Source organism: Psychrobacter sp. 72-O-c (assembly GCF_904846605.1).
GTDB lineage: Bacteria > Pseudomonadota > Gammaproteobacteria > Pseudomonadales > Moraxellaceae > Psychrobacter.
Genome location: NZ_CAJHBI010000032.1, coordinates 21912 through 34470 on the forward strand (window position 1 = coordinate 21912; position 12559 = coordinate 34470).

Consider the following 12559-nt stretch of genomic DNA (forward strand, 5'->3'; position numbering starts at 1 on the left):
TTTAGTAAGTGGCGCTCTCATCTTCAATGATCACCATATCAATACTGTCATCTTTAGGAACAGATGCTGGTGCTGCAGGCGTAGCCAGTTCTTTAGCATCAGTACTCGGCGTCACAGCATTTTGAGGTTCACTCGGACTGCTGCTTTGATTGCTGTTTTGATTAATAGTAGGCGGCGTTGCAGGCTGAGCAGGTGCAGATGGCGTCGCAGGTTTAGGCTGACGAATAGTCTGGTTTTCGTTATTATTCTGAGCAGCTTCACGGCGACGTTCAGCTTCTTGAGCTGAGCGCTGCGCCCGCTGGCTCTCCATAGCGGACTTCAGTACTGAGCCTGCCATAACATCTGATACTACCGTAATCAGTGCTGGCTGTCCGGCAATACGTATTCCTACTTGACCACCTTGGGTGCCAACGACATAAGTAAAGGTATCATCAACGAGCATATTATTATTAATACGGATGTTGTCTTGGGCTAGTCGAGTCTGTAGGCTGGGCTGATTGTTCGCTGCCTGTAATTGACTGGCTTGATACAAGTCTTCGCTAGGCAAGGTCATGCTGACGCTCGCCTGACAAGTTGTCAGTCCATTATCATTGGCTTCTTGTAATATTGCCGCATTTTGCACATCGATTAAGATGCCGTTTATTTTGCCACTAACTGTAGCACTGCTTAGGCTAATTTCTGCATCATTAGCATAGCTGGCAGCTAAAACTTGCGCTTGCTGATTGAGCGTGTTCCTGAGAGTATTTTTGAGGCGATCTTGTACCATCGGGTCATCACAATTGATGACAGGCGCTACCGCGCTATCATTAGCCGCTGGCTCAGTAGTCGCATCTATGGTTTCAGCATCGTCAACTTCATCTGAGCGGCTACACCCGGCAACGGCTATGCCACATATCAGACTGATACCAACCACTTGTGGCCATTTGATCCATTTTTTATTCGCTGCACTCATACTCAATTTGCTCCCGATTTACTTATCCATACCACTCTCAATGGACAGTATTTGTCATTCATACCGCAACAATAGCCGCGATAGCTTTGAAAATCACGCTATTATACGGGGTTTGAATGAGATGGTCATTAGTGTAGCCCATTGATATACAAATAAAATCTATCAATGACCCCAAAACCTGTCTTTAGTTGCAAAAACATAACAAACCTCAGGGTAGAAGTTGCTTATAACGACACAATCAATAGTTAAGCTTGTTACTTAGCCTTTGAACTTGCTATTAAATGCTCAGGCCAATGCTAAATAACCCATAACTACGTACATTTTCCACAAAAATTTATAAAATGATTCTTATAAAATACATTAAAAATATTAAATAAAACTGTCGATAATAATAGCCTATGATAAATTTTAAAAACACCCGTCTCGTTGGTCATCGTGGCGCTCGTAGTGAAGTGCTAGAGAACACCTTATCCGGCTTTGAACATGCGCACCGTTTACAACCGCGCGGTTTGGCAGGGATCGAGTTTGATGTACAGCTGACCTCTGATGGGCATTTAGTTATTTTTCATGATGAGACCCTACAGCGGTTATGCGGTCTACCATCCCGCATTGATCAGCTTAACCTTATTGAGATTCAGCGTCACCTGCAGTCAGGCCATCAAATCATTACCTTAGATAAGTTATCGCAGGCACTGAGCACATCTGCTGACAGACCATCCGTTTTGAAGTCATCTGCTTCACAAGTGTTGTCAACAGCACAGAGACGCGCGCAAAATAATTTATTGGGTTTGCCTAATAAGCCTTCTCTAACCGAGACCACCGATTTGAAGCTACCCACTCATGCGTTGACTGAGTTTACTCATATTGAGCTGGAGATAAAAACCCACAACCGCACTGACTATCCAAAATTAATTAAAGCGTTGAAGCGCTACTTAATAGACAGTCCACTTGCCGGCCTACCTATTGTACTCACCAGCTTCGATGTGCAGCTCCTCGCTCAGCTACAACGCGATAGATTATTGACTCATATCCCGCGTGGCTTGCTGACACGCACACCAGAATTATTGGTGACCGCACCCAATACCGCATTGCAACTTGGCTGTACCCAAATTGGTATCTATTATCCGCTACTTAGTCAGTCAGTGATTGAGCATTGTCATCGTTATAATTTGCCAGTAAGTGCGTGGACCGTCAACGATATTGAAGTGATTAAACAACTGATAACGTGGCAAGTCGATGTAATCATTACTGATATTCCAAGCCAGTTATTGTGAATGGCTAGGGCGTGCTAGCTTAGTTATAACTACTTAATTAACGCCAAATTCTGACAGAAAAACCAATCATTATTACTATGCTAAACCTCTTATATTTACTCCTCAATATGGTCTTAAGAAACCAACATATCCCCAATGTTACTTACACTTTTGCTTAATGCCTGATAGGTAACGAGATATTTACGGAAATATATTCTATAATCCATACAAGTTATTGTTATTTAGCAAGATTTTTATAGTGTATAGGTGTTCACTTTAGTATCTTTTTACTGTAATATAGAGGCTTAAATTAATACCGTTAGGGATATTATATGATTGCAAAAAAAGCACTTGGCTTACCGCTTAAAGGCTTACGTTTCGCTATCAAATCTGGTAACACGCTGGTACAAACTGCCACCACTCAGGTGACACGTTTTAAGACACGCTTCGATGTTAATAAATCGGATAGCGCACTTCATGGGGAGCGCGCTGCGACGAGCAACTATGTCAATAATGCGTCTGCATCTAACAAGAATAGCGACGTGTCTATGAATGGGGCAATCGATATTCGTGAGCTCGAGTTCACAAAAGCGCCGATTAACTGGATACCCGCAACTATTTTGGTAGCGACGCCGATTGCTGCTGCAGTCATTACCCCGTGGTACCTAATGACTCACCAAGTCAGCGCTCCCGTTTGGGGCGTATTTGGCGCCTTTATGGTGTGGACAGGTATCAGCATTACTGCAGGCTATCACCGTCTGTTGGCCCATCGTGCCTATAAAGCACATCCCATAGTCAAAAACTTTCTATTGCTTGGCTCTACGCTAGCGGTACAGGGCTCGGCGTTTGACTGGGTGTCTGGTCACCGTAGCCATCATCGTCATGTTGATCACCGCTTAGATGATCCGTATTCGGCGCAACGCGGCTTTTGGTTTAGCCACGTAGGTTGGATGCTACGCAACTATCCCAGTGGTAAGTTTGACTATAAGAATATCCCTGATTTGACCAAAGATAAAGTATTACAAATTCAGCATAAATATTATGGTTTGTGGGTATTGGCGACCAACGTCGGCTTAGTAGCTGCCATTGGTTGGCTACTTGGTGATGTGTGGGGTGCTTTGGTCCTCGTCGGTTTGCTACGTTTGGTGCTGACCCATCACTTTACCTTCTTTATTAACTCCTTTTGTCATATGTTTGGCACGCGGCCTTATACCGATACCAATAGTGCCCGCGACAACTTTATGTTAGCAATCTTCACGTGGGGCGAGGGTTATCACAATTATCATCACTTCTTCCAATACGACTATCGTAACGGTGTGAAATGGTGGCAATACGACCCAACCAAATGGCTGATTGCCGGTTTATCAAAAGTGGGTTTAACAACTGAATTACGTACCATTGATGATACGACTATCAAGCATGCTGAAGTGCAAATGCAGTTTAAAAAAGCGCAGCAACAAATCGACACCGTTAATGCGATTGGTCTTGATACTCCTCATGCGATGCAAAGCTTCCAAGATCGTATTAAGTTTGAATACGATGCCTTTACGCAGACCGTAGAAGAATGGCAAGCGCTAAAAGCAAAATCTGTTGAGCTTAAAAAGACTGAATTTGCAGATCGCTTACATGAAGCTGATGAAAAGCTTAAGCTTGAATATGCCAAGATTGAACAGAAAATATTTGAGCATAACGATAACTTAAAAATAGCGTTTCGCTCTATTGGCCACAGCAGTAAAGCCGCTTAAATCTATATAAAGTTAACTAAGCACCTTTATTATGAGCTTTCTCCTTCCCCTTGTCTTTTATAGATAGGGGGATTTTTTTACGCTTCATTTCCTTGCGTGCTGTTTGCAAACGGGACAGAGATTACAAAAAATTCATTTCAGTAGGCCAGTAACATCGAATTGTTTTTGAATTGGATTAACCATAGAACAAGCTAAGCAAAAATAGATTACAAGACGCGGACAGAGCAAACAGGTGCAGCACTGATGCTATGCTATAGTAGTTTTATTACCTTCTCATATATCAATACTCATAAATCAACACCTGTATATCAATACTTATACTTTAATAGGAATCGCTTATATGCGCTATCAAAATACCTATGGCAAATTAGATCCTCGCCTCTATCACAAGCAGCCACCGACGCCACTTAATAACCCACGTGTTGGTCATTTTAATACGCAAGTCGCGCAGCAATTAGGCTGGACAGAAGATAGCGATTTAATGGCGCTCTGGGTTGACATTGTCGGTGGTCATTATGTGCCTGCCGAGTTTGAACCGTTGGCCATGGCCTATGCCGGTCATCAGTTCGGACAGTGGGCTGGACAATTGGGTGATGGCCGCGGCTTATTGATGGCACAAGTCCTCGATAATAATGATCAATTGCAAGATTTGCATCTAAAAGGCTGTGGTCTGACGCCCTACTCACGAATGGGTGATGGAAGAGCAGTATTACGAAGCACAATCCGTGAGTATCTATGTGGTCATGCGCTAACTCAGCTCGATATCCCCTCCTCTAATGCGCTTGGCTTCGTGGTATCTGATACGCCTATACGTCGTGAGAGTATGGAAGCTGGTGCCGCATTGATGCGCGTCGCTGACAGCCATATTCGCCTCGGTCATGTCGAGTGGATTGCCAGCTTTGCCCCTGATTTACTGGGTGAATTTACCGATTATATGATTGATGCTTATTATCCAGAGTGCCGTAACAGTGAAAAACCGGTATTGGCGTTTTTGCAAGCAGTGGTAGAACGTACAGCTCGAATGATTGCTGACTGGCAGCTGATTGGCTTTGCCCATGGAGTAATGAATACCGATAACTTGTCTATTACTGGCAGCACTTTGGACTTTGGCCCGTTTGGCTTTATGGAGCGCTTTAATCCGGCTTGGGTCAACAATCATTCTGATCATACGGGACGTTATGCGTACCAAAATCAACCAGCTATCGGACATTGGAACCTTAATGTTTGGCTACCTCACTTTATGCGCTTAACCCAAGCTGGCGTTACTCGTGACAGTTTGGCCGAGTGCTTAGCCCCTTATGAGCCCACCTTTATGCAGCATTATCAGCAAGGACTGTGCCGCAAGCTCGGACTACCGCATCAGCCTGAAAGTTTAAAGTTAGCCTTTGAATGGTTAACTTTATTAGAAGATAACTTGCTCGACTATACCAACAGCTTTCGGGCGCTACTCGGTTTGATCGCCCCCAATGACCATCCTTATGAGCAGCAGCTACTTACCACGATGATCACTGAGCTTGACGGTGAGCCGCTACAAGTATGGCAAGACTGGAGTGCTCGCTACCTTGCACAGATTGAGCAGCTGGACCATTTATCAAGCGAACAAGTATCAAACGACCAAGTTGTTAACGAGCTACAGACAAATAACCCGGTTTATATCTTGCGGAATAGTATGGCTCAGCACGCTATAGACGCGGCAGAACAAGGACAATTTGAGGAAGTGGACCGTTTATATACCTTGCTCGCCAGCCCTTACAATGTACAAGATATTGCCACCGAACTTGACAGCAGACCGCCTGCTCCTAATGCGCCGCAAATGCCAATTAGCTGTTCATCGTAAAGTCGGTGGCAGCTGTTCCTCATACATCGATAATAATTATTTGACTTAGCTTATTGATGACGACTTAGAAACACATTTTTTAGCATTATCAACTGGCTAAATAATGAATATCAATTTATTATATAACTTGCATCTTTAATCTTGCTTGACTAGCCAGTGAATTGTTAAAAGTGCTAGAATAACTATTTTGCAAGATTGCTTTTTTTACGCTGATGTCTATTGACTGAGCGGCACACTGCACTACCTTATTAACTTAACGATACCCTTTAGATAGAAGCCCTCTGATCATCATATTCAACAATTATTTTGAGGCCTAAATGTTTTTGAGATAGGGGCATTTTTGAAGCATAAACGTTAGTTTTTTTACCACCATTTGCTTTATTCCAATTTATTCCAACCATGGCAATTACTATGAATGACGATACCAATTTGAATACGGATAACCCTAATACCGAAAAAGAGCAGTTTGAACAAGCGGCTCTGCATTATCATTCACACCCACGACCGGGTAAAATCTCAGTCACGCCTATCAAGCAGCTGGCCAACCAACGTGACCTAGCACTGGCCTATTCGCCAGGCGTTGCAGTACCTTGTCTTGAGATTCAAAGAGACCCTACTTTAGCGGCTAAATATACGGCACGTAGCAATCTGGTTGGCGTTATCACTAATGGTACTGCGGTATTGGGTTTGGGTAATATCGGTCCCTTGGCATCAAAGCCGGTGATGGAAGGTAAAGGGGTTTTATTCAAAAAATTCGCTGGTATTGATGTTTTTGATATTGAAATTGCCCAAAATGATCCAGACAAATTCATCGAAGCCGTTGCTGCTCTTGAGCCCACGTTTGGTGGTATTAACCTAGAAGATATTAAAGCCCCAGAATGTTTCAAAATCGAGCGCGAATTGCGCAAACGTATGAACATTCCTGTTTTTCATGATGACCAACACGGTACCTCAATCATTGTTGCTGCCGCGATGCTCAATGCTTTATTGCTTACTGGCAAAAAAATTGAAGATTTAAAAGTCATTTGTTCAGGTGCAGGCGCAGCGGCTATTTCATGCCTAAATATTATTTGCGCGCTGGGTGTTCAAAAAGACAATATCTTTGTTTCGGATTCACGCGGTATTATTACTACCAGCCGTGAAAACCTTGATGAATCAAAGCAGCTCTACGCCCGTGATACTGAGGCCAGCACTATTGATGAGCTCATAGATGACGTGGATATGTTCCTAGGGTTATCTATGCCTGGCACTTTGACCGGTGATATGGTTCGCCGTATGGCTAAAGACCCTATCATCTTTGCATTGGCCAACCCAACGCCCGAAATTATGCCTGAAGTGGCGCACTCTGTACGTTCAGATGTCATTATGGCAACCGGTCGTTCAGACTATCCGAACCAAGTAAATAACGCTTTATGCTTCCCTTATATCTTCCGCGGTGCGTTAGATGTCGGCGCTACAACCGTTAACGAAGAGATGAAAATTGCCTGTGTACGTGCTATTGCTGCTATGGCGCATGTTGAGGCGACCCCCACTAAAAACGTCAAAGACATTGAAAGCATGCAAAGCTTTGGCCGAGACTACCTAATCCCAGGTCCACTTGAGCCAAACCTTATCATTGAAATCGCGCCTGCCGTCGCCAAAGCCGCTATGGATTCAGGTGTTGCAACGTTACCTATTGAAGATCTTGATGTCTATCGTCAGAGTCTATCAGAGTTTGTCTATAACTCAGCGTTTGTGATGAAGCCTATCTTTGCTCGCGCTAAATCAGATCCAAAACGTATCGTTTATTGCGAAGGTGAAGACAGTAATGTATTGCTAGCCGTACAAGTCGTCGTCGATGAACAGCTGGCCCAACCAATCTTAGTAGGCCGTCCTTCCGTCATCGAAAACAACATCGAAAAGCTAGGGTTACGTTTAAAGGATGGCGTAAATATCACTATTGTTAACATTGATGATGATCCACGCTACAAAGACTACTGGCAGGGCTATTACAATAAAAACAAACGTAATGGGGTCAGTGTCGAGCTTGCCCGTCGTGATGTGCGACGCAAAACCTCTTTGATTGGCTCACTACTGGTCGAAAATGGCCATGCTGATGGTATGATTTGTGGTACGTTTGGTCACTATCAACTTCATTTAAAATACGTTCAAAACGTTATTGGTAAAAAAGAAGGTGTTAGCAATTTTTACGCAATGAATGCCGTCTTAATGCAAGACCGCAATATCTTTATTGCGGATACTTATATTCATGAAGACCCTACTGCCGAGCAATTGGCCGAAATGACGGTATTAGCCGCTGATCAATTACGCCGCTTTAGCATTACCCCACGGGTTGCTTTAGTCTCACATTCAAACTTCGGTACTTCTGATCGTGCCAGCGCTGTCAAAATGCGCAAAGTGTATCAGTTACTGACCGATATGAATGTCGATTTTGATTTTGACGGTGAGATGCAAGGCGATGCGGCTCTTGACGAACGTATTCGTATAGAAGACTTGCCATCAAGTCAATTTAAGGGCGCTGCGAACCTACTCATTTTGCCAACGCTTGATGCGGCGAACATTGCCTTTAACCTGCTCAAGACAGCAACGGGCAGCGCGTCTATTGGTCCTATCTTGTTAGGCGCCAACAAACCTGTGCATATCTTAACGCCGTCAGCGACAGCGCGTCGTGTGGTCAATATGACCGCTCTTGCCGTGACTGAAGCACAAGATTTAGAAGACGAAGCAGCATCGGCCAATAATGTATAATCTAACAGTATAAGTAACATGCTGATTGGCTACTATTATTAATTAATGGTAGCAGTCTGTTATACTAAAACCAGTCAATGCCACTGTAATAAGGGCGCTGACTGGTTTTTTTTGGGCCAATAATTAGCGTAGCAAGAAATTAGTATATCAAAATTTTCTAAAACTAATTCATAACAGTAAATAAAAGAGGTTACGATGCAAGTCTATCTCGTTGGTGGTGCAGTGCGTGATCAGCTGTTAGGGCGTCCTATCAAGGATAAAGACTTTGTAGTAGTTGGTACGACCGTTGCCGAGATGCTAGCAGCAGGCTTTCATCAAGTAGGCGCAGACTTCCCAGTGTTTTTGCATCCAACCAGTAAGGAAGAATATGCGCTGGCGCGTACTGAGCGTAAACTTGGCCATGGTTATCAGGGCTTTAGTGTCCATGCCAGCCCAGAAGTCAGCTTAGCGGACGACTTGCAACGCCGTGATTTAACCGTCAATGCGATGGCCATTGAAGTAATTAGCCTCACGGACGATACGCCTATTAACGGTGAAGTAATTGATTATTATGATGGACTAGAAGACATTAATAGCAGAACATTGCGCCATGTATCAAGTGCTTTTAGCGAAGACCCGCTAAGGGTTCTTAGAACGGCGCGCTTTTATGGACGCTATTATGACTTAGGGTTTACCATCGCTGATGAGACCTTAACTTTAATGCGGCAATTGGTAAGCTCTGGTGAGCTTGCGCATTTGAGTGCTGAGCGTATTTGGCAAGAGTCAAGCCGGGCCATGATGCAGACCTCCCCTCATGTCTATTGGCAGCAACTGTTTGAGAGCGGCGTATTAACCGTTTGTTTTGCCTCTCTACATCAGGCTTGGGGCAATAGACAAGTACGAGAGACGGTTCAAACCGCGCTCTATTTCGCCGGTCAAATGCGCTTAAATTTATCACAGCGTTGGTCACTATTGATGGCGAGTCTTGATCAGTCGTTATTCCATTTAGAAAGTACTATTGATGACACTATTAAGAAAACGAATTCGGCCGCCAAAAATATTGCTAGTATAGGCAACACTGCTAAGGTACCTAAAGCGCAAACCCAGCTTGCTACCCTATTCGTTCAGCAAGCCGCAAAACTAAGCGCAATAAATGATCTGACAGCGGCACAAAAAGTTGATCTTATGCAAGCGTGTGGCGCCCATAAAGAGCCGGATAGACTCTCGCAGCTATTAGTGACTAGCCATGTATTACAACTGTCACAGCAACACCGTCAGATGATGTTAGCACTCAATAGCTTTCATGCCATTAGTATGGGCGACATTGCACCCAATCTTGAAGGACCAGCTATTGGAGCGGCTCTACGTCAAGCGCGAATTGAGCATTTACAAGCACAGAGCACAACCAAAAACAAACCATAGAAAATAACTCATAAATAAGAGTGTATAAAATAATATTGAATTGAATAAAGTAATCTTGAATAACTTGAATAACTTGAATAAGTAGTATCGTTATGAATCAGCTATCCAACCATTCCGAATCAATCAACACGCTAGCGCCGGTCATGCTCGTCACCGGTAGCGCCAAGCGTATTGGTGCGGCTATTATTCGTGCCGCACATCATCAAGGCTATCGCGTCATCATTCATTATCATCATAGCCAGTTAGAGGCCAATGCGCTGGCAGATGCGCTTAATCAGATTCACGCCGACAGTGCTACCGTAATCACCGCCGATTTAGCAATTGTCAATGATTGCGATGCTTTGAATCAATTTACCGAAACCGTAATGGAGGCTTTTGGTCAGCTTGATGTATTGGTACATAACGCCTCGCGTTTTTATCCCACTCCACTTGGCAACATTGATTATGAGCAATGGGATGAGCTTTTTCTGACTAATGCCAAAGTACCCTTGCTCCTCAGCCAAGCATTACACCCCTATTTGCAGATTCAGGGTGGTAGTATTATTAGCTTACTTGATATTCATGCTCATGATAAACCGTTTAGCAATTATGCCGTATACAATATGGCAAAAGCCGCGCACCGGATGATGGTAAAATCTCTCGCGCTGGATATGGCACCTCTTGTTCGCGTCAATGGGGTCGCCCCTGGGGTAAATATATTACCGGAAACTGATAGTGATCAAGCGCTTGATAACAGTCAGAAAGAAAACATAATCTCCTCCATCCCTATGCAGCGGATAGGAACGCCTGATGATATTGCACATAGTGTGCTCTATTTAGCACAGGCCAGTTATATCACTGGTGAGATTATCACTGTTGATGGTGGTCGCAGTCTGACTTTGGCTGGTAGTAATATTTAAGGAGCAGGTGATCATATTTGCACAAAATACTAACTACTTAATATCTTTTACTTGAAAAACTAAAAAAATCAGGTATCATGATGCGTCTACCGTTAGGGCCCATAGCTCAGTTGGTTAGAGCAGAGGACTCATAATCCTTTGGTCGTAGGTTCGAGTCCTACTGGGCCCACCAAATTTAAACCCTTACGGCCATTGGCTTGTAAGGGTTTTTTATTGCTTAAATTCTAGTAAAATACAATTATATAAAAATTATTTGATACTATCTTGATACTTTGACACCCTTAGCAAATCAAGTATGATGAATACTGTTATCACAGTTATTAATCATACTTTGGGTGAGATATGAAGGTAAAACTTACAAAGAAATTTATCGATTCAGTAGACTATACCACCAAAGGTACTGATATCTACATGGACGATGTATTAACTGGTTTTGCGCTACGTGTTGGTAAGCAATCTAAACGCTATACATTACATAAACGCATTAATGGAAAACTATATAGAGATGAGGTAGAAGAAACTCATCTAATTACGCTAACCGAAGCACGTGAAAAAGCTAGCATAATGATGGCGAATTGACCCCTGCCGTCAAATCCGTACAAACAAACTTGGGAGATTTTAGTTACGCAGCCTGACGATAAAAGTCAAACCACATCTGTCTTGGCGTTTTATAGCCCAAACCCTTTTGAATCCTAGTCCCACTGCGAGCACAGCTCTTGCCTTGCGTCGCTACAAAGCAGTGCTTTACTAATCACTCTTCATTGTAATATAGCTCAATATATCCAATAATGTCACTGATGGCTGAAAATCTTGTTTTATAGTCTTGGTGATACACCAACTCATTCTTCAATATGCCCCAGAAGCTCTCTATCGGCGCGTTATCAAAGCAGTTGCCACGTCGTGACATGGAACCTTTGAACTTATGCTGTTTGATAATTTTATGATAAGCATGACTGCAATACTGGCTGCCTCTGTCAGAGTGAACAATTAAATCTCTACTGGGTCGTTTGTTCTTAATTGCCATATTGAGTGCCTTGCAAACTAAATCAGCCGTCATGCGCTTATTGATGGCGTAGCCGACCAGCTCTTTAGTGTACAAGTCTTTAACGCCTGCTAAGTACAACCAGCTTTCATTTGTCCAAATATAGGTGATGTCACTGACCCACGCCTCGTTAGGACACTTAGCATCAAACTTCTGATCAAGTACGTTTGGATAAACCAGTTTGTTGTGATTGGAGTCAGTAGTAACTTTAAAGCGCTTATGACGGCGGCATTTAATATCATGTTCCTCTTTAATACTCCTGACCATGTATTGGCTGATATCATGGCCTTGCTTACTTAGGTGAGCTTGCAGGCGATCAACGCCATAGCGCTGCTTGGTCTCATCGTGAGCCACACGAACCAGGAGCTCACACTGGTTGCGATGTATTTGCTGACCACTGAGACCGCGGCTCACCCAATCGTAGTAGCTTGACGGCTTAACGTTTAATACTTTGCACATGCGAGTGATACTAAAGATTCTTTGGTTAGCTTCGATAAAGGCGTACTTCACTAACTGTCACTGCGGGCATAGCCCTTTGACTTGCGTCACTAACGAAGTTTATCAAGCTAGTTATCACCATAAGCCGGTTTAAGCGGCTTTTAATTTATCCTGTTTCTGCTCTTTTACTGGGTTCAATGTCGTCGGCCCAACTGGTGAGCAATTTCTCACCGCTTGTTTACCC

Annotated in this window: 8 protein-coding genes, 1 tRNA gene and 1 pseudogene; 8 read left to right on the forward strand and 2 right to left on the reverse strand. The window is 43.5% G+C overall.

Annotated elements, in window-relative coordinates; genetic code table 11:
• Position 1: 1 nt before the first annotated feature.
• Positions 2-952: a hypothetical protein gene (locus JMX97_RS11130; protein WP_201558155.1), complete on the reverse strand. Its 951-nt coding sequence runs from the start codon at positions 950-952 to the stop codon at positions 2-4.
• A 398-nt stretch (positions 953-1350) separates the two neighbouring features.
• Here JMX97_RS11130 and JMX97_RS11135 point away from each other — a divergent pair, with 398 nt between their 5' ends.
• The 8 genes from JMX97_RS11135 to JMX97_RS11170 all read left to right on the forward strand — a co-directional run bounded on the left by JMX97_RS11135 (position 1351) and on the right by JMX97_RS11170 (position 11414).
• Positions 1351-2226, forward strand: a complete 876-nt coding sequence (locus JMX97_RS11135; RefSeq protein ID WP_201558157.1) for a glycerophosphodiester phosphodiesterase — start codon at positions 1351-1353, stop codon at positions 2224-2226.
• A gap of 527 nt (positions 2227-2753) precedes the next feature.
• Positions 2754-3950, forward strand: coding sequence for an acyl-CoA desaturase (locus JMX97_RS11140; protein WP_201558165.1), 1197 nt, complete (start codon positions 2754-2756; stop codon positions 3948-3950).
• A gap of 340 nt (positions 3951-4290) precedes the next feature.
• On the forward strand, positions 4291-5787 hold the full coding sequence (locus JMX97_RS11145) for a protein adenylyltransferase SelO (protein WP_201558159.1): 1497 nt from the start codon (positions 4291-4293) through the stop codon (positions 5785-5787).
• Positions 5788-6198: 411 nt separating this feature from the next.
• Positions 6199-8535 (forward strand): NADP-dependent malic enzyme, encoded by a 2337-nt coding sequence (locus tag JMX97_RS11150; RefSeq protein ID WP_201558161.1) that lies wholly within the window; start codon positions 6199-6201, stop codon positions 8533-8535.
• 195 nt (positions 8536-8730) lie between these two features.
• On the forward strand, positions 8731-9936 hold the full coding sequence (locus JMX97_RS11155) for a tRNA nucleotidyltransferase (RefSeq protein ID WP_201558162.1): 1206 nt from the start codon (positions 8731-8733) through the stop codon (positions 9934-9936).
• 92 nt (positions 9937-10028) lie between these two features.
• On the forward strand, positions 10029-10835 hold the full coding sequence (locus JMX97_RS11160; RefSeq protein WP_201558163.1) for a pteridine reductase: 807 nt from the start codon (positions 10029-10031) through the stop codon (positions 10833-10835).
• 95 nt (positions 10836-10930) lie between these two features.
• Positions 10931-11007 (forward strand) — tRNA-Ile (locus tag JMX97_RS11165).
• Between the two features lie 170 nt (positions 11008-11177).
• Positions 11178-11414 carry a hypothetical protein gene (locus tag JMX97_RS11170; RefSeq protein WP_227671573.1) on the forward strand — a complete coding sequence of 79 codons (237 nt, stop codon included), beginning with the start codon at positions 11178-11180 and terminating at the stop codon, positions 11412-11414.
• Positions 11415-11457: 43 nt separating this feature from the next.
• On the opposite strand, the pseudogene JMX97_RS11175 reads toward JMX97_RS11170, so the two are convergent.
• Positions 11458-12393: pseudogene (locus JMX97_RS11175) on the reverse strand (IS3 family transposase); the annotation flags it as partial.
• Positions 12394-12559 lie beyond the last annotated feature (166 nt).

Excerpts from the sequence above, each read along its gene's own strand:
- JMX97_RS11130 (WP_201558155.1), bottom strand. The coding sequence starts at position 952 with ATGAGTGCAGCGAATAAAAAATGGATCAAATGGCCACAAGTGGTTGGT.
- JMX97_RS11135 (WP_201558157.1), top strand. The coding sequence starts at position 1,351 with ATGATAAATTTTAAAAACACCCGTCTCGTTGGTCATCGTGGCGCTCGT.
- JMX97_RS11140 (WP_201558165.1), top strand. The coding sequence starts at position 2,754 with ATGAATGGGGCAATCGATATTCGTGAGCTCGAGTTCACAAAAGCGCCG.
- JMX97_RS11145 (WP_201558159.1), top strand. The coding sequence starts at position 4,291 with ATGCGCTATCAAAATACCTATGGCAAATTAGATCCTCGCCTCTATCAC.
- JMX97_RS11150 (WP_201558161.1), top strand. The coding sequence starts at position 6,199 with ATGAATGACGATACCAATTTGAATACGGATAACCCTAATACCGAAAAA.
- JMX97_RS11155 (WP_201558162.1), top strand. The coding sequence starts at position 8,731 with ATGCAAGTCTATCTCGTTGGTGGTGCAGTGCGTGATCAGCTGTTAGGG.
- JMX97_RS11160 (WP_201558163.1), top strand. The coding sequence starts at position 10,029 with ATGAATCAGCTATCCAACCATTCCGAATCAATCAACACGCTAGCGCCG.
- JMX97_RS11170 (WP_227671573.1), top strand. The coding sequence starts at position 11,178 with ATGAAGGTAAAACTTACAAAGAAATTTATCGATTCAGTAGACTATACC.